Source organism: Marinobacter lipolyticus (genome assembly GCF_018424605.1).
In the GTDB taxonomy this organism is placed as follows: domain Bacteria; phylum Pseudomonadota; class Gammaproteobacteria; order Pseudomonadales; family Oleiphilaceae; genus Marinobacter; species Marinobacter lipolyticus_B.
In genome coordinates this window covers 98,551-120,630 of record NZ_QTKT01000009.1, presented here as the reverse complement: position 1 = coordinate 120,630, position 22,080 = coordinate 98,551, and the positions used below count along the sequence as shown (strand labels likewise).

The 22,080-nt window shown below is 59.3% G+C and carries 17 protein-coding genes and 3 tRNA genes; 13 read left to right on the top strand and 7 right to left on the bottom strand.

Features of this window, described 5'->3' with window-relative positions; translation table 11 throughout:
• Window positions 1–91: 91 nt before the first annotated feature.
• The gene (locus DYI22_RS13155; RefSeq protein WP_228301013.1) at window positions 92–2,074 is read left to right on the top strand and encodes a methyl-accepting chemotaxis protein; all 1,983 of its coding nucleotides are present in this window, start codon (window positions 92–94) and stop codon (window positions 2,072–2,074) included.
• Between the two features lie 34 nt (window positions 2,075–2,108).
• Here DYI22_RS13155 and DYI22_RS13150 read toward each other — a convergent pair whose 3' ends face one another.
• From DYI22_RS13150 to DYI22_RS13130, 5 genes are all read right to left on the bottom strand, one after another.
• The gene (locus DYI22_RS13150) at window positions 2,109–2,666 is read right to left on the bottom strand and encodes a cob(I)yrinic acid a,c-diamide adenosyltransferase (protein WP_213478550.1); all 558 of its coding nucleotides are present in this window, start codon (window positions 2,664–2,666) and stop codon (window positions 2,109–2,111) included.
• 13 nt (window positions 2,667–2,679) lie between these two features.
• Entirely contained in the window at window positions 2,680–3,573 is an 894-nt protein-coding gene (locus DYI22_RS13145) for a ketopantoate reductase family protein (RefSeq protein ID WP_213478549.1), read from the bottom strand.
• Between the two features lie 5 nt (window positions 3,574–3,578).
• The gene (locus DYI22_RS13140; RefSeq protein ID WP_213478548.1) at window positions 3,579–6,431 is read right to left on the bottom strand and encodes a valine--tRNA ligase; all 2,853 of its coding nucleotides are present in this window, start codon (window positions 6,429–6,431) and stop codon (window positions 3,579–3,581) included.
• Between the two features lie 83 nt (window positions 6,432–6,514).
• On the bottom strand, window positions 6,515–7,027 hold the full coding sequence (locus tag DYI22_RS13135; protein ID WP_213478547.1) for a DNA polymerase III subunit chi: 513 nt from the start codon (window positions 7,025–7,027) through the stop codon (window positions 6,515–6,517).
• Window positions 7,014–8,507 (bottom strand): leucyl aminopeptidase, encoded by a 1,494-nt coding sequence (locus DYI22_RS13130; protein ID WP_213478546.1) that lies wholly within the window; start codon window positions 8,505–8,507, stop codon window positions 7,014–7,016. Before DYI22_RS13130 ends, DYI22_RS13135 begins: the two co-directional genes overlap by 14 nt.
• Before the next feature lie 221 nt (window positions 8,508–8,728).
• Between DYI22_RS13130 and lptF the strand changes: the two genes are divergently transcribed.
• Complete coding sequence (gene lptF / locus DYI22_RS13125) at window positions 8,729–9,826, top strand: LPS export ABC transporter permease LptF (protein WP_213478545.1); 1,098 nt, start codon at window positions 8,729–8,731, stop codon at window positions 9,824–9,826.
• Window positions 9,819–10,880, top strand: a complete 1,062-nt coding sequence (gene lptG / locus DYI22_RS13120; RefSeq protein WP_213478544.1) for an LPS export ABC transporter permease LptG — start codon at window positions 9,819–9,821, stop codon at window positions 10,878–10,880. Before lptF ends, lptG begins: the two co-directional genes overlap by 8 nt.
• 3 nt (window positions 10,881–10,883) lie before the next feature.
• On the opposite strand, the gene DYI22_RS13115 is transcribed toward lptG, so the two are convergent.
• Window positions 10,884–11,420, bottom strand: coding sequence for an RDD family protein (locus DYI22_RS13115; RefSeq protein ID WP_213478543.1), 537 nt, complete (start codon window positions 11,418–11,420; stop codon window positions 10,884–10,886).
• Between the two features lie 130 nt (window positions 11,421–11,550).
• Here DYI22_RS13115 and alaS point away from each other — a divergent pair, with 130 nt between their 5' ends.
• The 6 genes from alaS to DYI22_RS13085 all read left to right on the top strand — a co-directional run bounded on the left by alaS (window position 11,551) and on the right by DYI22_RS13085 (window position 16,354).
• The gene (alaS, locus tag DYI22_RS13110; RefSeq protein ID WP_213478542.1) at window positions 11,551–14,181 is read left to right on the top strand and encodes an alanine--tRNA ligase; all 2,631 of its coding nucleotides are present in this window, start codon (window positions 11,551–11,553) and stop codon (window positions 14,179–14,181) included.
• Between the two features lie 104 nt (window positions 14,182–14,285).
• A complete protein-coding gene (locus DYI22_RS13105; RefSeq protein WP_213478541.1) occupies window positions 14,286–15,521 on the top strand; it encodes an aspartate kinase in 1,236 nt (411 codons plus the stop codon).
• 183 nt (window positions 15,522–15,704) lie between these two features.
• The gene (gene csrA / locus DYI22_RS13100; protein WP_213478540.1) at window positions 15,705–15,902 is read left to right on the top strand and encodes a carbon storage regulator CsrA; all 198 of its coding nucleotides are present in this window, start codon (window positions 15,705–15,707) and stop codon (window positions 15,900–15,902) included.
• A gap of 129 nt (window positions 15,903–16,031) precedes the next feature.
• Window positions 16,032–16,121 (top strand) — tRNA-Ser (locus DYI22_RS13095).
• A 59-nt stretch (window positions 16,122–16,180) separates the two neighbouring features.
• A tRNA-Arg gene (locus tag DYI22_RS13090) sits at window positions 16,181–16,257 on the top strand.
• A gap of 20 nt (window positions 16,258–16,277) precedes the next feature.
• Window positions 16,278–16,354 (top strand) — tRNA-Arg (locus DYI22_RS13085).
• Window positions 16,355–16,401: 47 nt separating this feature from the next.
• On the opposite strand, the gene DYI22_RS13080 is transcribed toward DYI22_RS13085, so the two are convergent.
• Window positions 16,402–16,938, bottom strand: coding sequence for a DUF2058 domain-containing protein (locus DYI22_RS13080; RefSeq protein ID WP_213478539.1), 537 nt, complete (start codon window positions 16,936–16,938; stop codon window positions 16,402–16,404).
• A 106-nt stretch (window positions 16,939–17,044) separates the two neighbouring features.
• Between DYI22_RS13080 and dbpA the strand changes: the two genes are divergently transcribed.
• The 4 genes from dbpA (at window position 17,045) to DYI22_RS13060 (ending at window position 22,071) form a co-directional block, all read left to right on the top strand.
• Window positions 17,045–18,418 carry an ATP-dependent RNA helicase DbpA gene (gene dbpA / locus DYI22_RS13075; RefSeq protein ID WP_213478538.1) on the top strand — a complete coding sequence of 458 codons (1,374 nt, stop codon included), beginning with the start codon at window positions 17,045–17,047 and terminating at the stop codon, window positions 18,416–18,418.
• Window positions 18,419–18,644: 226 nt separating this feature from the next.
• Window positions 18,645–18,893 carry an OadG family protein gene (locus DYI22_RS13070; protein ID WP_213478537.1) on the top strand — a complete coding sequence of 83 codons (249 nt, stop codon included), beginning with the start codon at window positions 18,645–18,647 and terminating at the stop codon, window positions 18,891–18,893.
• Between the two features lie 42 nt (window positions 18,894–18,935).
• The gene (oadA, locus tag DYI22_RS13065) at window positions 18,936–20,723 is read left to right on the top strand and encodes a sodium-extruding oxaloacetate decarboxylase subunit alpha (RefSeq protein ID WP_213478536.1); all 1,788 of its coding nucleotides are present in this window, start codon (window positions 18,936–18,938) and stop codon (window positions 20,721–20,723) included.
• A 13-nt stretch (window positions 20,724–20,736) separates the two neighbouring features.
• On the top strand, window positions 20,737–22,071 hold the full coding sequence (locus tag DYI22_RS13060) for a sodium ion-translocating decarboxylase subunit beta (protein ID WP_213478535.1): 1,335 nt from the start codon (window positions 20,737–20,739) through the stop codon (window positions 22,069–22,071).
• Window positions 22,072–22,080 lie beyond the last annotated feature (9 nt).

Genomic DNA, 22,080 nt, shown 5'->3' with positions numbered 1-22,080 from the left:
GGAATCACGTTTCATCTTTTTGAAACACTGTGCGGGGGCAAATGTGAAACAACTAATAAAACCTGCAGTCGCGCTAATGAATCGGCTGCCAATGTTTTACAAGTTCAGCCTGATTAGCGTGCTGTTCCTGCTTCCGATCGGCGGACTTTCCTGGCTGGTGATCAGCGAGCTCAATCGTTCGGTGGACACCATGACCCGGGGCGTGGAAGGCCTGCGACAACTGGAGCAGGTGGACACGCTGCTGGATGCTGCATTTGATTACCGGGATTACCGTGCCCCTGGCAAGGTCAAGGACGAAACGGCGTTGCTGGACCGATCCGATGAGGCGGCCGAGACCATCAGCCGCATTCTCGATGAACTCTCAACCCGCGACCTGGCATTCGATACTTCGGGAAACTGGAATCAGCAGATCGTTCAGTTAAAGCAAGAGTGGGAGGCCCTGCGCAGCGCCGACAGCTATCAGGGCAACATCGACCCCCAGTTCAAGTACTACCAGGGGTTTGTTCAGAAAGTCCGCGCCATGCTGTCGGCGACGATCGAGATTTCCGGTCTGGGCCAGGATGCGTCTCGGGACAACTTGCTGATGCTGGGGCTGGTGCGGCAGGCGTTGCCGGATGCCCGCAATGTTGTGGGCCGTGCCCGCGCTTTTGGCATTTTTGCACTGGTTGAAGGGCAGGTGGGCTATAACCTCAGCGATGGTCTTAATGAAATTTACGATGAATTGACCAATCGCGGCTCATTGCTTGCACCTGCTTTGGCCGTGGCGCTGGATGCTTCCCCGCGATTTGCGGACGAGGGCGCCGCAACGGCAGAGCGCATCAATGCAAGTCTGGAGAACGTCCGTAACGAGCTCGACGTTAACGTCATTACGCCCATGCGCCTGGAGCTGCCATGGCAGGAGTTCGATGGCTTCATCGCCAGTGAGCTAGCCCACTACAGCAGCCTGAAGGACACGGTATTCGATGTGGTGGGGGCTAACCTCGACTCCCGCCTGCAGGGCGAAATGCGTCAGCGCCAGTTGATTATTGTGGCACTGATTGTGGTTCTGCTGATCGTGGTTTATCTCTACATCGGCTTCTTCATGTCGGTGCGAACCGCCATCAACCAGTTCAGTACAGCAGCACGGAGCGTGGCGGCAGGGGACATGACCACCCATATCCAGCTGGAGAACCGAGACGAACTGGGTGAGCTGACCACAGAGTTCAACAACATGACCGATCGCATTGCCGAGCTGGTGCGTTCCGTGACCCGTACCACATCGGAAGTGGATCAGCAGGCGACCCGGGTGAAGGATACGGCCTCCGCCAACAGTGAGGCGGTTGCCCGGCAGATGGAAGAGTCTGGCCAGATCAACGAGGCCATGGCCCAGATGGTGGAGGCGGTTCACGAAGTCACAGAAAGCGCCCACCGGGTGTCAGACAGTGCGGGAACTGCGGAGAGCGACACCGAAAAAGGTCGGGAAGTGGTGGCGGACACCGTTGCTACCATCAACCAACTTGCTACCGAAATCGCCGGTGCTGTTGAGGTGATCAACCGGGTCAGTGCCGACAGCAACAACATCAGTCAGGTTCTGGTGGAGATCAAGGCCATTGCGGAGCAGACCAACCTGCTGGCCCTGAACGCGGCCATAGAGGCTGCCCGAGCCGGCGAGCAGGGTCGGGGTTTTGCTGTGGTGGCGGACGAGGTGCGATCCTTGTCACAGCGCACGCACAAATCCACAGAAGAAATAGAAGAGATGATTTCCCGCCTGCAGAACGGCGTTAAAGATGCGGTGTCGGCGATGACCAACAGCCACGAAGTCACTGAAACTACCGTGCGCAAGTCATCCGAAGTGACCGAGGCGCTGGACCGGATTGCACGGGGCATCTCGACCATCGTGGATATGAGCCATCAGATCGCCCAGGCGGCGGAAGAGCAGTCCGCTGTTGCCAAAAACGTCAACGACAACGTGGAGCAGATCAGCGTGCTGGGGCGGACCACCGCGAGCAACGCCGAGGAGACCCTGGGTTCATCCCGGCAGATGTCGGAACTCACCGCATCGCTGCAACGTCTGGTGGAGGCGTTCAAGGTCTGAGCTCAGCAAGTACTCCGCTAAAAAAATCCGGCCATCACAGGCCGGATTTTTTTTGTTCCCAGAGAATCTCTTCGCCGTTATCCCGGCGAGCCAGCACCCGCGCAAGAACGAACAAGAGGTCCGACAGGCGATTCAGGTAGTGCCTGGAAGCGGCATTGATGGAGTCTTCATGGCCAAGGGCTACCACCACACGTTCAGCCCGGCGTGATACCGCGCGCGCAAGGTGGCACTGGGCGGCCGCCGGAGTGCCGCCCGGCAGGATGAAGTTCTTCAGCGGCGGCAGGCTTTCGTTGTACTGGTCGAGGGTGTTTTCCAGCCATTCGATGTGGTCATCGCTGATGACCCGGCTGCCCGGAATGGCGAATTCACCACCCAGATCAAACAGATGGTGCTGGATGCGGCGAAGGCTTGTGACCAGTTCGTCGTCGCTGTCCAGGGTTTCGATCAACAAGCCGATGTGGCAGTTCAGCTCATCGGCCGTTCCCATGGCTTCAACCCGCTGCGCGTTCTTGGCAATGCGATTGCCGTCGGCAAGACCCGTGGAGCCATCATCTCCGGTGCGGGTGTAAATCTTGGAAAGGCGATTGCCCATCAGTTTGCTCCTGTTAAGGTGACGACAGTTGTTGTACCCGTTCGGTCAGCATTTGGTTCACCGGTGTTTCGATGCCGAGTTCGTTTCCCAGCCGTGCCAGGTAGCCGTTAATAAAGTCTATCTCGGTTCGGCGGTGGTGGAGTACATCGGCGCGCATCGACGAGGTGTTGCCGGCGGTGTTCCTCGCAACCTGCTCGATGCGGTGGCGCAGGGCCTCCGGTGACTTTTCGCCCTGGCCAGCGCCGGCCATCAGCCGGGAGAGCTCCCCGCACAGATCGTCAATGGTGCTCTGGTAGAGAGCGGAGGCAAGGATCTCGCCGTTGGGGCAATCCAGGATGGCGGTGTAAGGATTGATGCCTGCATTGATGATGAGCTTCTGCCAGAGCCGCTGCAGGATATCGGGCTCCTGATGAACCTTGAGGCCGGTGGCCTGGAACATTGCAATGACGTTGTCAACGCAGGCTCTGGCGGGATCTGTCATGGCACCGATCCAGGTGTCACCGCTGCCGGCGTGGACCAACAGGTCCGGGTCTGGTCGGTTGGCGCCTTCAGTCGTGCTCGCCGCGAGGATGGGGTGATGCGGCCATTGGGCGGCCACCGCCTGTTGGCTGCCGAGGCCGTTTTGAAACAGCAGTATCGGAGTGGCGCCGGGTAATCGATTAATCACACCGGAAATGGCGTCAACGGTGTCGCCGGCCTTGGTGGTGACCAGGATTAACCCAGGCTCGTCACCGGGGCGGACAAAGGGAATCCGGATCGTTGTTTCCGGCCCTTTAACGGGCCGGAAGCGGTAACTGAGATCGGTGCCGGTCGGCTCATCGGGCCGGGCAATGAACGCAACACGGCCGACGGGCAGTGTTGCGGCCCAGAGCCTGCCCAGCGAGCCCGCACCGAGAATGCCGATCATACCGGTTACATGGCCTCGATGTCGGCCCTTTGCTGGCTCAGGCGAGCCTGGCTGCTTTGGGCGTCACGGAGTTTCTCCTGCTCCTTCTCGACCACTTCGGCCGGGGCCTTGGCGGTAAACTTCTCGTTACCCAGTTTGCCCTCGAGGCGGCCGATCTCTTTCTGCAGCCGCTCCAGTTCCTTGTCCAGGCGCTTGAGTTCCGCGTCCTTGTCGATCAGGCCGGCCATGGGGACCAGTACTTCCATCTCGCCAACCAGCTGGGTGGCGGACATCGGGGCTTTATCACCGTCGAACCAGTCGAGGCTTTCCAGTTTGGCCAGGGAGCTCAGGAACTGGCGGTTGTCGTTCATGCGGCGCTGATCGTCGCCGTCTTTGCCGCGCAGCAGAACGGGGATCTTTTTCGCGGGGGAAATGTTCATCTCGCCGCGAATGTTGCGCACAGCGACGATCACGCCTTTCAGCCACTCGATATCAGCAGAGACGGCAGCGTCCTGCTTGCTTTCGTCAGGCTGGGGGTAAGCCTGCAGCATGATGCTGTCACCGGTCTTGCCTGCCAGGGGCGCAATGCGCTGCCAGATTTCCTCGGTGATGAACGGCATCATCGGGTGGGCCAGGCGCAAGACGGCTTCCAGAACCCGAACCAGAGTGCGGCGGGTACCGCGCTTCGCCTCGGCGGTGGCGTTTTCGTCATTGAGCACCGGCTTGGAAAGCTCCAGATACCAGTCGCAGTATTCGTTCCAGATGAACTCGTAGAGCGCGTAGGCGGCCAGGTCGAAGCGGTACTGATCCAGATGGCGGATCACTTCCTGCTCGCAGTGTTGCAGTTCGCTGATGATCCAGCGGTCGGCCAGGGACAAGGCCACCGGCTCTTCGTTGACACCGCAGTCTTCGCCTTCGGTGTTCATTAACACGTAACGGGCGGCATTCCACAGCTTGTTGCAGAAGTTGCGGTAGCCTTCCAGGCGCTTCATGTCCCAGTTGATGTCACGGCCGGTGGTGGCCATGGCTGCCAGGGTGAAGCGCAGGGCGTCGGTGCCGTGGGCGGCGATACCCTCGGGGAATTCTTTCTCGGTGCGTTTGCCGATCTTCTCCGCCAGTTTCGGCTGCATCAGGTTGCCGGTGCGCTTCTCCAGCAGGTCCGGCAGGCTGATGCCGTCGATCATGTCCAGCGGGTCGATCACGTTGCCCTTGGATTTGGACATCTTGTCGCCATGCTCGTCCCGGATCAGACCGGTGACGTACACGGTCTTGAACGGTACCTGGGGCGTGCCGTCGTCGTTCTTCACGAAGTGCATGGTCATCATGATCATCCGGGCCACCCAGAAGAAAATGATGTCGAACCCGGTCACCAGCACGTCGGTAGGGTGGAAGGCTTTCAGGCGTTCGGTGATCTCCGGCCAGCCGAGGGTGCCGAAGGTCCACAGGGCCGAGCTGAACCAGGTGTCCAGTACGTCGTCGTCCTGCTTCAGTTCCAGATCGGCGCCCAGGTTATGCTTCTGGCGAACCTCGTCTTCGTTACGGCCTACATAGATCCTGCCTTCGGCGTCGTACCAGGCCGGGATGCGGTGGCCCCACCAGAGCTGGCGGGAAATACACCAGTCCTGAATGTCCCGCATCCACGAGAAGTACATGTTCTCGTACTGTTTGGGCACGAACTGGATCCGGCCGTCTTCTACCGCTTCAATGGCCGGCTTGGCCAGGGTCTTGGCATCGGCAAACCACTGATCGGTGAGCATTGGCTCGATGATCAGGCCGGAGCGGTCACCCCGGGGAACGCTGAGCACGTGATCCTCGATGTTTTCGACCAGGCCCTCGGCTTCCATGTCGGCGACGATCTGTTTGCGGGCCGCCTCGCGGGTCAATCCGGCGTAGGCGCTCGGCAGGGTGCCGTCGATGTCTGTGTTTTCGGTGCCATCGGCATTGAATACTTCGGCCACGTCCCGGATGTTGGCGTCCTGGGTCATGACGTTGATCATCGGCAGGTTGTTGCGCTTGCCGACGGCGTAGTCGTTGAAGTCGTGGGCCGGGGTGATCTTCACGCAGCCGGAGCCTTTCTCCGGATCGGCGTGATGGTCGGCAACAATCGGAATCCGGCGATTCACCAGCGGCAGCATCACGTGCTTGCCAATCAGGTGCTGGTAGCGTTCGTCGTCCGGATGCACGGCCACGGCCGTGTCGCCGAGCATGGTTTCCGGCCGGGTGGTGGCGACCACCAGGTAATCCTTGCCATCCCGGGTTTGCGCGCCATCAGCCAGCGGGTAACGCAGGTGCCAGAAAAAGCCTTTTTCTTCCTTGTTTTCCACTTCCAGGTCGGAAATGGCGGTGTGCAGTTTCGGGTCCCAGTTGACCAGCCGTTTGCCCCGGTACACCAGGCCTTCGTCATACAGGCGGATGAACACTTCCTGTACGGCCTTGTAGAAGCCGTCGTCCATGGTGAAGCGTTCGTTGTCCCAGTCCACGGAGTTGCCGACACGACGGATCTGGCGGGTGATGGTGCCGCCGGAATGCTCTTTCCAGTCCCAGATGCGCTTGATGAATTCTTCCCGGTCCAGATCGTGGCGGGTTTTTTCCTCTTCGGCGGCCAGTTTGCGCTCGACCACCATCTGGGTGGCGATGCCGGCATGGTCAGTGCCCACGGTCCACAAGGTGTTGCGGCCCTGCATGCGCTTGAAACGGGTAAGGGTGTCCATGATGGTGTGCTGGAACGCATGGCCCATGTGCAGGCTGCCGGTGACGTTGGGCGGCGGGATGGCGATGCTGTAGGACTGGCCTTCACCGCTGGGGCGGAAGTACCCTTTGGATTCCCAGTTTTCGTACCACTGGCGCTCGATGTTTTCTGGCTGGTAGGTTTTTTCCATGGGGTTCTGCAGTGACCGTTGGTTGATTCACAAGGGAAAATTGAGAGGTCCGATTATACATGGTCGCCCTGTTTGCGGCGAACCTAACGCTTCCTCAGATCGTGCACCCGGGGTTCAATTCCGAGCGCCCGCAACTGTTTGAAATGCGACCGCGCCTGGTTCAGAACCGTCGGATCGTTATGGGCCACCAGAGCAAGCCGTTTAAACCGGTCGGCATCCGCCGGCAGGGTTGCCGAGAGAATGATCACCGTATCCCAGTCCTCGGGCGCGGGAGGGCAGAGCAGAATGCCCACGGGATCGGAGCAGGTAGTCGAGGAATCGGGAACAACGCTGTGGGGGATGAACGCGTCGGGGCTGAAGTTCCATAACAGATCGTCGAGTTCCTCGGCCTGCCGTGGGCTGTCGCAGGCGATGCACACGCGGTCGCCCTGCTGCCGGGCTTTGTCCACGAGTTTGGCGGCGTGGAGGTTGCGGGCGGCCGGGGTATTCTGGGCAAGGATGTGAAACCAGTAGCGTTGGTTCCGGTCGTCCTGTCCGGAAGTCCCGACAGCGGGGCTGCCGGTCTCCGGAGGAGAGTGCGGGTTACTTTCCTGCATGGGACATCAGGTAATCGACCAGCAGAGGCACCGGGCGGCCGGACGAGCCTTTGGCTTTGCCGGAGTGCCAGGCGGTGCCGGCGATGTCCAGGTGGGCCCAGCGGTAGTCCTTGGCAAACCGGGACAGGAAGCAGGCCGCGGTAATGGTGCCGGCCGGGCGGCCACCGATGTTGGCCATGTCGGCGAAGTTGCTGTCGAGCTGGCTCTGGTACTCGTCCCACAGGGGCAGGCGCCAGGCACGGTCACCGGCGCGCTCGCCGGCGGCCAGCAGTTCGTTGGCCAGTTCATCGTTGTTGGCCAGCAGGCCGGTGGCGTGGTTGCCCAGGGCAATGATGCAGGCGCCGGTCAGGGTCGCGAGATCAATGACCGCGGCCGGGTCGAATTTCTTCACGTAGGTGAGGGCGTCACACAGCACCAGTCGGCCTTCGGCGTCGGTGTTGAGGATTTCGACGGTCATGCCGGAGAGGGTGGTCACGATGTCACCGGGGCGGGACGCGCCGCCGTCGGGCATGTTTTCGGCAGCAGCAATCACGGCCACCACGTTAATCTTCGGCCGGGTTTCAGCCAGGACTTTCATGGCACCGAAAACGCTGGCGGAACCGCCCATGTCGTATTTCATCTCATCCATGCCTTCGCCGGGCTTGAGGCTGATGCCGCCGGTGTCGAAGGTGATGCCTTTGCCCACCAATACATGGGGCTTGTCCTTGGCCTTGCCGCCACGGTATTCCATCACGATCAGGCGCGGCGGCTGGGTGCTGCCTTTGCCGACGGCCAGGATGGTGTTCATGCCCATCTTTTCCATCTGCTTTTCATCAAGTACTTCGGTCTTGATGCAGTCATAGTCCTTCGCCAGTTTCTTCGCCTGCTGGGCCAGCCATTCCGGGTGACAGATGTTGGGCGGGGTGTTGCCCAGATCCCGGGTGAGGTTCATGCCGCGGCCGGTGGCCAGGCCGAGATTGAAGGCATCCTTGAGCGCCTTGCCGGCGCTGGAAGCGGCAACCATCACTTTGTTCAGTTTGCGCGCGGCGGGCTTCTCGCTCTTGAAGTCGCTGAAGGTGTAGAGCTGATCTTCCAGCGTGCGCCCGATCAGGCTGAGGCGGGCGCCCTCGGAGCTGACCGCGTCCTCGCCGGTGACCTGGGTGTCAGCCAGTGCGATCAGGACACTCTTCGCGGGGCCATCTTTGAGCTGACTCATCATGGCAACGAGCGCCTTGCGGTAGCTGGCGGGGGTGCGGTCGCTGTCTTTGCCGGTGCCGACCACGATTACACGACCCCAGGGCTGGTCTGCCAGGGGAATAACGTTGGCGGTCGCGTTTTTGCCGGTGAGATCGCCGGCCTTCTGCAGTTTCTTGATCAGACCGCCCAGCGCGTCGTCGGCCTGGGTGGTGGATTCCGGCCAGGTGCCCTGTTCCGGAAGGGCAATGACCAGGCTGTCGGCCCCGGTGCTGGTGATCGGTTTACTGCTCAGGCTGAAGTTCATGGCAACTCCCGTTGTGGATTTCAGGTCAGTGCAAGCGGTGTTGAAAACCTTGCGGACGATCCCTTAAGCATTGGGGTTTCACTGCAATTTATCAAGCGTTGACAGCTCCTTAACCTTCGGTACTGTCATTCAGCGCGCAGGTTACATAGAATACCGACGTTGAAGAGTTGCGTCGTTTTCCAATCGACCCCCAGCGACCCGTTCCGGCCAGAGACAGCGTTTTGACCATCGTTTTCCGATATCTTGCCCGTCAGACCATGATCAGCATGCTTGCCGTTTCCGGCATCCTGTTGCTTGTGTTCATGAGTGGGCGGTTCATTAAATACCTGGCCGAGGCGGCTGCCGGTGAGCTGGCGGCGGATGTTCTGTTCCAGATCATGGCTTACCGCTTCCCCGGCTTCCTCGAACTGATCCTTCCCCTCGGGTTTTTCATCGGCATCTTGTTGGCCTATGGCCGCATGTACCTTGAGAGCGAGATGACCGTGCTGTTCGCCTGCGGAATGAGTGATCGTCAGGTTCTGGGCAAGACCCTGCTGGCCAGCATTCCGGTGATGCTGGTGGTGGGGGCAATGAGCCTGTACGTCTCGCCTTGGGGCATGAAACAGGTGGAGGCGATATTCAACGAGCAGCGCAAGGCCACCGAGTTCGAGATGCTGGCGCCAGGACGTTTCCAGGATCTGGAATCCGGCGGCCGGGTGACCTACACCGAAGGCCTGAGCGACGACAAGCGGGTGCTTGAGGGTGTTTTCATTGCCGAATATGGCGAGGAGGGGCTCACCATCATCACCGCCGAGTATGGCTCGCAACTGATCGATCAGGAAACTGGCAGCCGGTTTCTGATACTGGAGGAGGGTGGCCGTTTCCAGGGGCTGCCCGGACAGTTGGAGTATCAGATCACCGGATTCGACGCCTATGGTCTGAAGATCCAGAGCGGCAGCGGCGGCGACAAAGAGCTGGAAGAGGGCATGAGCACTCTGGCGCTGATGGCATCGGACGATCTGGAAGACCGCGCCCTGCTGCACTGGCGATTTACCTTGCCCTTGATCGTACCGATTGTAACGCTGCTGGCGGTGCGCCTGAGCCGGGTGAACCCGCGTCAGGGCCGCTTTTTCCATCTGTTGCCGGCGATGCTGGTGTACATCACGTATCTTGGGCTGCTGATTGTCGCCAGGGATGCCCTGGCGGACGGCAAGGTGCCGGAGTGGATCGGCATGCTCTGGGTGCATGCTATTTTCCTCGGGCTCGGCCTTTGGCTGCAGTTCGGCCCGGCCTGGCTGTACCGGCGTCGTCTGACCCGGGAGGGGCGTGCCGGTGCGTAAGATCGATCAGTACGTGATGCGGACCGTCGGTGGCGCAATGTTCCTGGTGATGGTGGTGGTGCTGTCACTGGACCTGATTTTTGGCTTCATCGCCGAACTGGAAGACGCCCGCAATGACTATCAGACCATGCAGGCGCTCTGGTACGTGTTCATGACCCTGCCGCGGCGGATCTACGATTATCTGCCCCTCGGCGCCTTTATGGGTTGTCTCGTGGGGTTGGGGGCGATGGCAAGCTCTTCTGAGCTCACGGTGATTCGCGCGGCCGGCGTTTCGCTGAAGCGCATTGTCTGGTCGGCCATGAAGCCGGCGCTGGTGGTGGTGGTGATCGGTCTGGTGATCGGTGAATACGTGGCGCCGCCGGCGGAACGTATGGCGCAGAGCCAGAAAGCCATTGCCCAGGGTGCGGGAGAAAATATCGCCTCGGCATCGGGTATCTGGCACCGGGAAGGCGACGTGTTCATGCACCTGAACGCGGTAAGTCCCAATGGCGATCTCAACGGCGTGTCACTCTTCCGGTTCGATGAAGAACGCTGGATGCTCTCCGCCAGTTTTGCCGAGAAAGCGACCTACCAGGGGGACCACTGGCGCCTGGAGAACGTGGCGACAACGCTGATCGCAGAAGAGCAGTTAACCCGGGAAACTCACGATGTGCTGAAGTGGGAAACCGGGCTGTCGCCAGAGGTACTGAGCGTGCTGATCGTCAAGCCGGAGAACCTGCCGGTGACCGGGCTATACACCTACGCTAGTTATCTGGACGACCAGGGGTTGAGCTCTGCAAATTACTGGCTGGCTTTCTGGAAGAAAGTACTGATGCCCCTGGGGACGGCCGTTATGGTGCTGGTCGCCATATCCTTCATTTTTGGTCCGCTGCGCTCGGTCACCATGGGGTTCCGTGTATTCACCGGTCTGATCGTGGGTCTGTTGTTCAAATACATGCAGGATTTGCTGGGCCCCATGAGCCTGGTGTTCGGTTTTAATCCGATATTGGCGATCCTGGTGCCGATTGCCATCAACGCCGCGGTGGGCGCCATCCTGATGCGGCGTGCCGGGTGATGATCATGGCTTATCCGGTTTCGGAACCTGGACGACCACGCTGTCGGAGAGGCGATCGGTGACCGATAGGCCGTTAATGGGCCAGAACAGAGCCAGCATGGCCGGCAGGGTAATGATCAGGGTGATGGCTCCCAGCCAGTAGGAGGCCAGCAGGGCGAGGAAAAATACCGCGGCGGCGGTCACGTAACGTCTGAGTGCCTGGGACCAGCTCACGGGGCTGCCATCAAGGTTCTCAATGCGAATCCGCCACACCTGCATCGCCAGGGTCTGTCCCGTACGGGTCCAGAAATAGGCAAAGAACAGGTAAAGCACCAGAAACAGTACAAACGTCAGCAGAGGGTCGTTCCCCAGTTGGCCGCTCTCCGCCATCTTTTCATATCGGTCCCAGCCGATGATCCAGCCCGCCACCAGAGTGTACAGCCAGGTCGCCACCAGCAACACCGCAATACAGATCAACCCATCGTAAATGATCGCTAGAAGTCGTTTAATAAAGGTGGCGGGGGGCAGCAGTTCCTCGGCGTCATGGAAGCGTCGGGGCATGGGGTCTCCTGTGATGTTTCACGTTTTTCCTGTTCTCGGCGTGTGCTAGAGTAGCGGATTTGCACACGCATGTAAGTATGTGTTCTCAATCGTGGACCCCGACGGGTTTATAGAAGGGTATCAAAGGGCTATGAAAACCGCAGAGTTGCGACAGGCGTTTCTGGACTATTTCAAGCAGCAGGGCCATACCATTGTGCCGAGCAGTTCGCTGGTGCCGGCGGATGACCCGACCCTGCTGTTCACCAACGCGGGGATGAACCAGTTCAAGGATCTGTTCCTTGGCCGCGAGGAGCGGGACTACACCCGTGCAACCACCTCCCAGAAATGTGTGCGGGCCGGAGGCAAGCACAACGACCTCGAGAACGTCGGTTACACTGCCCGCCATCACACCTTTTTCGAGATGCTTGGCAACTTCAGCTTCGGCGATTACTTCAAGCGCGAAGCCATCAATTATGCCTGGACCTTCCTTACCGGTGATCAGTGGCTCAGGCTGCCGAAAGAAAAACTGTGGGTGACGGTCTACGCGTCGGATGACGAAGCCTACGATATCTGGAACAAGGAAATCGGTGTGCCCGCCGAACGCATCGTGCGAATCGGGGACAACAAGGGTGCTCCTTACGCGTCCGACAACTTCTGGCAGATGGGTGATACCGGCCCGTGCGGCCCGTGCACCGAAATTTTCTTTGATCACGGGCCTGATGTAGCCGGTGGGCCTCCGGGCAGTCCCGAGGAAGACGGTGACCGCTACATCGAGATCTGGAACGTGGTCTTCATGCAGTACAACCGGACAGCCGATGGCGAAATGCTGAACCTGCCGAAACCGTCGGTCGATACCGGTATGGGGCTGGAGCGTATTACCGCAGTGCTGCAGGGCGTGCATAGCAATTACGAAATTGACCTGATGCAGGATCTGTTGAAGGCGGCCTCGGTGATTCTTGGTGGCGTAGCCACCACGGAAGCTTCCCTCCGCGTGGTGGCTGATCACATTCGCTCCTGTGCGTTCCTGATTGCTGATGGCGTCATGCCTTCCAACGAAGGACGAGGCTTTGTGCTGCGGCGCATCATTCGCCGCGCGGCCCGCCACGGCAACAAGCTGGGCGCGACCGAGCCATTTTTCTACAAGCTGACCGGAGCCCTGGTTGAGCTGATGGGCGAGGCCTACCCGCAGCTGGTGAGTAGCCGTAAACAGATCGAGAAAGTGCTGCTTCAGGAAGAGGAACAATTCGCCAAGACCCTGGACAAGGGCTTGCGCCTGCTGGAGCAGGACATCGCGGAGCTCAAGGGTGACGTCATACCGGGCGAGACCATTTTCACCCTTTACGACACCTACGGCTTCCCTGTTGACCTGACCAACGACATCGCCCGCGAGCGTGGCCTGACTCTGGATTATCCGGGCTACGAAGCGGCCATGGAGCGTCAGCGTGAGCGTGCCCGCGCGGCGAGCAAATTCGGTATTGACTACAACGCGGCCGGTCTGACCATCGAGGGCGCCACCGAATTCACCGGCTACGACCAGATTGATGGCCACGAAGCCATACGAACGGTGATCGTGGGCGACCAGGAGAAAACCGCGGAAGCCGGCGATGAAGCCGTCGTGGTTCTGGAGCGCACACCATTTTATGCAGAGTCCGGTGGCCAGGTGGGCGACACCGGCCTGTTGACCTGGAGTGGCGGCCGCTTCCAGGTGACGGATACCCGCAAGGAAGGTGACAACCACCTGCATATTGGTACTGTCCTCGAAGGCGAGCTGTTCCCCGGTCTGGAAGTGGACGCCCGCATTGATCATGCCCGCCGCGAGCGCACCAAGCGCAACCATTCGGCGACGCACCTGCTGCACGCTGCGCTGCGAAAGGTACTGGGCGAGCACGTCAGCCAGAAAGGATCGCTGGTGGATCCGGACAAGCTGCGCTTCGATTTCTCCCATTTTGAGGCGGTAAGCCCGGATCAGCTGAAAGAAATCGAGCGGCAGGTCAACGAGCAGATCCTGGCGAATACGCCGGTGCAGACCGAGATTACCGATATGGAGCAGGCCCAGGCCAAGGGTGCGGTGGCTCTGTTCGGCGAAAAGTACGGTGATACCGTGCGCGTGCTGAGCATGGGGTCGGACAGTTATTCCGTCGAGCTCTGTGGTGGCACCCACGTTGGCCGCACCGGTGATATCGGTCTGTTCCGCATCACCTCGGAAAGCGGTATTTCTGCGGGTGTGCGTCGCATCGAAGCGGTCACCGGGTTCGGTGCCCTGGAGTGGGTTGATGGTACCGAGCAAACACTGCGTGAGGCGGCCCGTCTGGTGAAAGGCACCCGCGACACTGTGCTGGATAAAGTTCAGCAGACAGTAGACCGTAACCGCCAGCTGGAAAAAGAAGTCACCGCGCTGAAGGCCAAGCTGGCCAGCTCCGCAGGCACCGATCTGGCGGGATCCGCCGTTGAGGTGGGCGGTTTGAAGGTGGTGGCCTCGGAGCTGGACGGCGCCGATCGCCAGGCGCTGATGGAAACCGCAGATCAGCTCAAGAACAAACTGGGCGACGGTGTGGTGGTATTGGCCAGTGTTGATGGCGGTAAAGTGACTCTGGTGGCCGGCGTGACCAAATCGGCGACCGGGAAGATCAAGGCCGGGGACCTGATGAAGCACCTTGCCACCCAGGTCGATGGCAAGGGCGGTGGTCGTCCGGACATGGCCCAGGGCGGTGGTAACGATCCCTCGAAGCTGGCGGATGCGCTGGCCGGCGTTCCTGCCTGGATCGAAAAAAATATTGGATAAGCAACTGTTTTGAGGCAGGGCGGGCGTTTATAATCCCGCCCGCTTGATTTTAAACCGGCGGGGCATGGCCCCGCCTTTGTCCTATTGTGGATACCGGGAAGAAAATGGCTCTGTTGGTTCAGAAATTCGGTGGTACTTCGGTAGGGACTACCGAGCGTATCCAGGCGGTCGCTGAAAAAGTGTGTCGCTTTCGCCGCGAAGGGCACGATGTGGTGGTGGTTGTCTCAGCTATGAGTGGCGAGACTAACCGGCTGATCGGGTTGGCGAATGACATTATGGAGGAGCCTACGCCCCGCGAGATGGACGTGCTGGTTTCCACCGGTGAGCAGGTCACCATCGCGCTGTTGTCGATGGCGCTGCAGAAAGTGGGATGCAGCGCCCGATCCTACACCGGCTCCCAGGTCCGGATCGTGACGGACAGCTCGCATACCAAGGCGCGAATCAAGCAGATTGATGAGCAGCGCATGCGGGAAGATCTGGATGCAGGGCGTGTGGTGGTTGTCGCCGGCTTTCAGGGTATCGACGAAAGCGGCAATATCACGACGCTTGGCCGGGGTGGGTCGGACACCACCGCGGTGGCGCTGGCGGCCGCTTTAAAGGCAGATGAATGCCAGATCTATACTGATGTAGATGGCGTTTATACAACCGATCCACGGGTGGTGGATACGGCACGCCGGCTGGAGCGCATTACCTTTGAGGAAATGCTGGAAATGGCCAGCCTTGGTTCGAAGGTTCTGCAGATCCGTTCCGTCGAATTCGCAGGCAAGTACAATGTTCCGTTAAGGGTTCTGTCCAGCTTTCAGGAAGGCGAGGGCACCCTGATTACTCTTGAGGATGATAACGCCATGGAACAACCGGTCGTTTCCGGCATCGCTTTCAACCGTGATGAAGCCAAAGTCACTATTTCCGGGGTTCCCGATACGCCAGGAAGCGCATTGCGTATACTGAAACCGGTCAGCGACGCGAACATCGAAGTCGACATGATCGTGCAGAACGTGGGCGAGGACAATCGCACGTCCTTCACGTTCACGGTTCACCGCAATGATTTCAAACGGGCGAAAGAGGTGCTTCAGGGGGTTGCTGACGAGCTGGGTGCCCGAGAAGTGGGCGGCGACAGCAAGATTGCCAAAGTCAGCATTGTCGGGGTTGGTATGCGCTCCCACGCGGGTGTGGCCACCAAGATGTTTGAAGCCCTGTCGAACGAGGGTATAAATATTCAGATGATCTCCACGTCGGAAATCAAGATTTCCGTGGTGATTGATGAGAAGTATCTCGAGCTGGCGGTTCGTGCACTTCACAGTGCTTTCGAGCTGGACAAGCCTGGGGTGGAAGAAGCCTGATCACGCAAAGCTCAGGTCGGTTTGCGCAGGCTTTTGTGAAAAGGGTGTGCATTTGCTGCGCCTTTGCTGCCGTTTTCCCGTATAAGGGAAGATGCGTGTTTAAAGCGGTAAGTGCCCCCACTATAAAATAAAGAAGTTCACATTTTTCGGAACAGGTAGCTCTGGACAAAGGGAGAACAGGATATGTTGATTTTGACTCGCCGTGTTGGCGAAACTCTGATGGTGGGTGATGACATCACCGTTACCGTTCTCGGGGTGAAAGGGAATCAGGTGCGTATTGGTGTTAATGCGCCAAAAGAGGTGGCCGTGCACCGGGAAGAGATTTATCAGCGAATTCAGAGTGAGAAAGACTCTGAAATGCCAGAGCCTGGCAACAGCTGAGAAGCCTGAAAAAGCCGTTCAAGGAAAGCCTGAACGGCTTTTTTTCTGCCGGTCGAAAATGAGATATAAAAAACGCGTGTCAACCCTATGAAAACAGAAAAATTATGGTAGTATACGCCCCGTTCTCAAGGAGAGGTGGGTGAGTGGCTGAAACCAGTTCCCTGCTAAGGAACCGTACGAGCAATCGTACCGAGGGTTCGAATCCCTCCCTCTCCGCCATTTCCCTTTGAGGGATTAGAGAACGGGTTGGCCGGCAACCAACCAGAGCGAATAGATGCGCGGCTGTAGCTCAGCTGGATAGAGTACCTGGCTACGAACCAGGCGGTCGGAGGTTCGAATCCTCCCAGCCGCGCCATTCTCGCCCAAAAGTTTCAAGCGGCTGTAGCTCAGCTGGATAGAGTACCTGGCTACGAACCAGGCGGTCGGAGGTTCGAATCCTCCCAGCCGCGCCATATCAAATAAAGAACCCCGCCTTGAGCGGGGTTTTTTATTGCTTCGACTACCACATCAAATCGTCCGGAATCTCGTAGCCCGCATAGGGATCGTCCTCGCCCACATCATCCTGCTGCCGATCGTGCAGCACGACCACGGCCTTCTCGTCACGCTCCTGAATCTTGCGCGCCACGGCTTCCGCGACAATCTCGTACTGATCATTCACAGACACGATGGCCAGGCGGCCTCGTGACAGCTGGTCAACCATTTTGTCATCGACAAAGATCTTCTTGATCTTCTTGTCATGGACAAACTGATAGGACGTCTCGCCCCGTGACCGGTCCAGGCGGTTGGTTTCCACTAGCTGGCGGATCTGGGCCTGGATGGCCTTTTTCTGGGCTTCACGCTGGCGCTCAAGGTTCAGTTGCCGGTCCCGCTCCGCTTTCTCTTCGCGGGCCTGGCGGGCGCGGACTTCGGCTTCGCTGACCTGTACCGTTCCTTTCGGCTGCTGTTTGCGTTGCTTCTTCTTTTCACTGCGAATGGCCTTGGCCTTTTTCTCATCGGCCAGGCCGGCTTTCAGTAACTGGTCCTGAAGTGATGCCATCTACGACTCCGTAAAATGTTGCGATCTCTGGTACGCTGATAGGGTAGTATACGCGCACCGCCAACTCCGCCATAACCAGCGTTATTCATTCCGGGATTTTCTGTCTATGTCTTCCTTTAATCAGCTTGGTCTGTCTCAGGCCATGGTCTCTAATCTTGCCCAGTTGGGTTTCAAACAGGCAACACCTGTTCAGGCTCAGGCGCTGCCGCCGGCGCTTGCGGGCAAGGACATTATTGCGATGGCGCAGACCGGCAGCGGCAAGACGGCCGCCTTCGGTATTGGCCTGATCGAAAAGCTCAAGCCCCGGCATTTTGCCGTCCAGGGGCTGGTGCTGTGCCCGACCCGCGAGCTGGCGGATCAGGTCGCCAAGGCCTTGCGGGAGCTCGCGCGCGCCCAGGCCAATGTCAAAGTGCTGAGCCTGTGTGGCGGAGTCGCCATAGGGCCGCAGATCGGCTCGCTGAGCCATGGCGCCCATATTGTTGTCGGCACCCCGGGACGGATTCAGGACCACCTGCGCAAGGGCACTCTGACGCTGGAATCCTTGCGAACGCTGGTGCTGGACGAAGCCGACCGGATGCTCGACATGGGCTTTCAGGATGCGGTGGAAGACATCATCGCCCAGGCGCCTGCCCGACGGCAGACACTGATGTTCTCCGCAACCTGGCCCGCGGCCATTCGCACACTGAGCGAGCGCTATCAGTCTGATCCCGTGGATATCCGGGTAGAAGCGCTGGCGGAAAAGCCGGACATTCGTGAGACCTTCTACGAGATCGAACCGGGGCGGCAGGCGGATGCGCTGGCGGCGGTGTTATCGGATCTGCAGCCGGCCTCCTGCATCGCCTTCTGCACCACCAAGCAGCAGTGCGATGAACTGGCGGCGGATCTGGAGCGCCGTGGCTTTTCTGCGCTGGCGCTCCATGGCGACCTTGAGCAGAAAGATCGCGACAGCGTGCTGGTTCGCTTTGGTAATCAGAGCTGTGCGGTGCTGGTGGCTACCGACGTGGCCGCACGCGGTCTGGACATCAAATCGCTGCCGCTGGTGGTGAATGTGGAGCCGGCACGGGACCCCGAGGTGCACACCCATCGGGTGGGGCGAACCGGGCGCGCTGGCGAAGCGGGTCAGGCGGTGACCTTCTGCACGCCCTCCCAGGGGCACAAGATTTCACGCCTTGAATCCCATCGGGATGAGGAAGCGGCCTGGGGTGACTCCCTGAGGCTTCTGGCTGTCGCGGATAAACCGGTGGAGCCGGCCATGCGAACCCTGTGCATTGCGGCGGGGCGCAAGGAGAAAGTGCGGCCGGGTGATGTCCTCGGCGCTCTCACCGGCGAGGCGGGGCTGCCGGGGAAGCTGGTTGGCAAGATCGATCTGTTTGATTTTCAGTGTTTCGTGGCGGTTGACCGAAGTGTCGCGGCGGAGGCGTTGAAGCGGCTGGAGAACGGTCGGATCAAAGGCCGTAAAATGCGCGTCCGTTTTGCCTGATTTTTGAGGGTAGATAAGGCCGGGGTCAGGTAGCCATAACGGGCTGCAGGCCTCGGAAAGCGCGTATAGTAATTCGCATTCCGGTTGCTCGAGGCGGTCTAAAACGGTAAATTACGCAGGATTTTGCCTCCCGAACCGTGGCCTACGCCCGTAAGACCTTAGTCGTAGCGGGCCCCAGGTGCAAATCGGGGTAAATCAAACAACTCAATACAGGTAGCTGTTCGATATGAATGAGCTGATGTCACAAGCCGTCGAGCTGATGATTGCAGGCATGGGGTTCGTGTTCGTGTTCCTGGTCATTCTGGTTTTCGCAACCGGTGCCATGTCCAAAATCATCGCGCGGTTTGCGCCAGAGCCGGTAACCCCGGCGAAAACGCCACGTGCCAAGCCCAAGGCTCCGGCGTCGGTTGACCCCGACACGGCCGAAGCTATCAAGAAGGCGATTGCACAATTCCGGTCACGCCACAAGAAGTGACCTGGCTGACGTATTAGAACCTTTAAACAGAAGGCTGACACGATGACTGACACAAAGAAACCGCTGGGGATTACGGACGTTATCCTGCGTGACGCCCACCAGTCCCTGCTTGCCACCCGTATGCGGCTTGACGACATGCTGCCCATCGCCGAGAAACTCGACAAAGTCGGTTTCTGGTCTCTGGAATCCTGGGGTGGAGCTACCTTTGACTCCTGTATCCGTTACCTGGGCGAAGACCCCTGGGAGCGTATTCGCGAACTGAAAAAAGCCATGCCCAACACCCAGCAGCAGATGCTTCTGCGTGGCCAGAACCTGTTGGGTTACCGCCATTACGCGGACGACGTGGTAGATCGTTTCTGTGAGCGCGCCGCCGAGAACGGCGTCGACGTGTTCCGTATTTTTGATGCCATGAACGATCCCCGCAACCTGGATCGCGCCATCAAGGCGGTTCGTAAGACCGGCAAGCACGCCCAGGGTACCATTGCCTACACCACCAGCCCGGTGCACACCATCGACATGTGGGTAGAGCTGGCGAAGGAAGTTGCCGACATGGGCGCCGACTCCATCGCGATCAAGGACATGGCGGGTATTCTCAAGCCGTACGTGGCCTTCGATCTGGTCAGCCGTCTCAAGAAAGAGCTGGACATCCCCATTCACATGCAGTGCCACGCCACCACTGGCATGTCTACCGCGACCGCCATCAAGGCTGCGGAAGCCGGTATCGATAACGTGGACACCGCCATCTCCTCCATGAGCATGACCTACGGCCATTCGCCCACCGAAGCCGTGGTTGCCATTCTGGAAGGTACCGACCGTGACACAGGCCTGGACCTGAACCTGCTGGAAGAAATCGCCAGCTACTTCCGCCAGGTACGTAAGAAGTACGCCAAGTTCGAGGGCAGCCTGCGCGGTACCGATTCCCGCATCCTGATTGCTCAGGTGCCGGGCGGTATGCTGACCAACATGGAAAACCAGCTGCGTGAGCAGAACGCCAGCGACAAGTTCGACCAGGTTCTGGACGAGATTCCCAAGGTTCGTGAAGACCTGGGCTTCATTCCGCTGGTTACGCCGACCTCGCAGATTGTCGGTACCCAGGCAGTACTGAACGTGCTGACCGGCGAGCGCTACAAGTCCATCTCCAAGGAGACCTCTGCAATCCTGAAGGGCGAGTACGGTGCTGCACCGGCGCCGATGAACAAGGAATTGCAGGAGCGTGTTCTGGAAGGAAAAGAACCGGTGACCTGTCGTCCGGCGGACCTGCTTGAGCCGGAAATGGACAAGCTGACCGACGAGCTGCAGAAGCTGGCCGACGAGAAGGGCATCAAGCTGGCGGAAAACACCGTAGACGATGTGCTGACCTACGCGTTGTTCCCGCAGATTGGCCTGAAGTTCCTGGAAAACCGCAACAACCCCGACGCCTTCGAACCGGTTCCGACCGCCGAAAGCGCTGCGCCGGCGAAGAAAGCTGAAGGTCCCGAGACCTACACCGTGGATGTCAACGGCAAGAAGTTTGTGGTTGCCGTTTCCGAAGGTGGCGAGATCACCCAGATCCAGGGTGAGGGCGGTGCTGCCTCTGCGCCAGCTGCTCCCTCTGCCCCGGCTCCGGCTGCGGGTGAAGGCGAGCCTGTCGTTGCGCCGCTGGGCGGCAACATCTTCAAGGTTCTGGTTTCACCGGGTGACACCGTGGAGGAGGGCGATGTGATGATTATCCTCGAGGCCATGAAAATGGAAACCGAGGTTCGCGCGCCGAAAGCCGGTACGATCGGCGAAGTCTTCATCAAGGTCGGTGATGCCGTCTCCCCTGATGATGAAATGCTGACAATCGCATAAGGGCCAGCATTCCATGGATAAATTACTGACTCTGTGGACAGGTAGTGGCCTGTTCAACATCGAGATCGGCCAGGTGATCATGATCGCCGTCGGCCTTCTTCTTCTGTTCCTTGCGATTCGCAAGGGTTTTGAGCCTCTGCTGCTGGTACCGATCGGTTTCGGTGGCATTCTGGCGAACATTCCGGAGGCGGGGCTTGCCCTGACTGCGGCGGAAAACGCGATTCACTTCGCATTGAAAGCCGGCAACGCCGAAATCCTCGCAGCGCTGGCAGCGCCGCTGGACGTGGCCTATCAGGCCGGTCAGGCGGTTACGCCTGAGCTGAAAGAAGCCTTCAAGGTAGCGGTGAAAGAGGCCAGCTATTCCGAAATGGCCATGGCCAACACGGTTGCTCAGGATGCCGGTTATGGCAATGGCATGCTGTACAACTTCTACTCGGTTGTTATCGGCAGCACCATTGGCCCGCTGGTGATCTTCATGGGTGTTGGCGCGATGACCGATTTCGGTCCGCTGCTGGCCAACCCCAAGACCATGCTGCTCGGTGCGGCTGCCCAGTTCGGTATCTTCGGTACCGTATTGGGTGCGGCCCTGCTTGATTGGTTGGGTATCCTGGATTTCACCATTCTGGAAGCTGCAGCTATTGGTATCATCGGTGGCGCGGATGGCCCAACCTCCATCTACGTCTCCAGCGTACTTGCCCCGCACCTGCTGGGCGCCATTGCAGTGTCGGCCTACGCCTACATGGCGATGGTTCCGATGATCCAGCCGCCGATCATGAAGGCGCTGACCAGCCAGAAAGAGCGGGCCATCAAGATGTCCCAGCTCCGCCCGGTGAGCAAGAAAGAGAAGATTGTTTTCCCGCTGGTGGTTCTGATTGCGGTGGTTCTGTTCCTGCCGGATGCGGCACCGCTGCTGGGTATGTTCTGCTTCGGTAACCTGATGCGTGAGTGTGGCGTGGTCGAGCGTCTGAGCGATACCGCCCAGAATGCGTTGATCAACATCACCACCATTTTCCTGGGTTTGTCGGTTGGCTCCAAGCTGATGGCGGACAAATTCCTGGACGGCCAGACGCTGGGTATTCTGGGCCTGGGTATCGTGGCCTTCGGTGTGGGTACTGCCTGCGGTGTTCTGATGGCGAAGCTGATGAACCGCTTCACCAAGGAGCCCATCAACCCGCTGATCGGTTCTGCCGGTGTATCCGCGGTACCGATGGCAGCACGGGTATCCAACAAGGTAGGCCTTGAGGCCAACCCGCAGAACTTCCTGCTGATGCATGCCATGGGTCCGAACGTGGCCGGCGTTATCGGCTCTGCGGTCGCGGCTGGTGTGATGATCAAGCTCCTGAGCTGATTATCCTCG

Bases quoted from the DNA above. Each gene is read 5' to 3' on its own strand.
- DYI22_RS13155 (WP_228301013.1), top strand. From the start codon at position 92: ATGTTTTACAAGTTCAGCCTGATTAGCGTGCTGTTCCTGCTTCCGATC.
- DYI22_RS13150 (WP_213478550.1), bottom strand. From the start codon at position 2,666: ATGGGCAATCGCCTTTCCAAGATTTACACCCGCACCGGAGATGATGGC.
- DYI22_RS13145 (WP_213478549.1), bottom strand. From the start codon at position 3,573: ATGATCGGCATTCTCGGTGCGGGCTCGCTGGGCAGGCTCTGGGCCGCA.
- DYI22_RS13140 (WP_213478548.1), bottom strand. From the start codon at position 6,431: ATGGAAAAAACCTACCAGCCAGAAAACATCGAGCGCCAGTGGTACGAA.
- DYI22_RS13135 (WP_213478547.1), bottom strand. From the start codon at position 7,027: ATGCAGGAAAGTAACCCGCACTCTCCTCCGGAGACCGGCAGCCCCGCT.
- DYI22_RS13130 (WP_213478546.1), bottom strand. From the start codon at position 8,507: ATGAACTTCAGCCTGAGCAGTAAACCGATCACCAGCACCGGGGCCGAC.
- DYI22_RS13115 (WP_213478543.1), bottom strand. From the start codon at position 11,420: ATGCCCCGACGCTTCCATGACGCCGAGGAACTGCTGCCCCCCGCCACC.
- alaS (WP_213478542.1), top strand. From the start codon at position 11,551: ATGAAAACCGCAGAGTTGCGACAGGCGTTTCTGGACTATTTCAAGCAG.
- DYI22_RS13105 (WP_213478541.1), top strand. From the start codon at position 14,286: ATGGCTCTGTTGGTTCAGAAATTCGGTGGTACTTCGGTAGGGACTACC.
- csrA (WP_213478540.1), top strand. From the start codon at position 15,705: ATGTTGATTTTGACTCGCCGTGTTGGCGAAACTCTGATGGTGGGTGAT.
- DYI22_RS13080 (WP_213478539.1), bottom strand. From the start codon at position 16,938: ATGGCATCACTTCAGGACCAGTTACTGAAAGCCGGCCTGGCCGATGAG.
- dbpA (WP_213478538.1), top strand. From the start codon at position 17,045: ATGTCTTCCTTTAATCAGCTTGGTCTGTCTCAGGCCATGGTCTCTAAT.
- DYI22_RS13070 (WP_213478537.1), top strand. From the start codon at position 18,645: ATGAATGAGCTGATGTCACAAGCCGTCGAGCTGATGATTGCAGGCATG.
- oadA (WP_213478536.1), top strand. From the start codon at position 18,936: ATGACTGACACAAAGAAACCGCTGGGGATTACGGACGTTATCCTGCGT.
- DYI22_RS13060 (WP_213478535.1), top strand. From the start codon at position 20,737: ATGGATAAATTACTGACTCTGTGGACAGGTAGTGGCCTGTTCAACATC.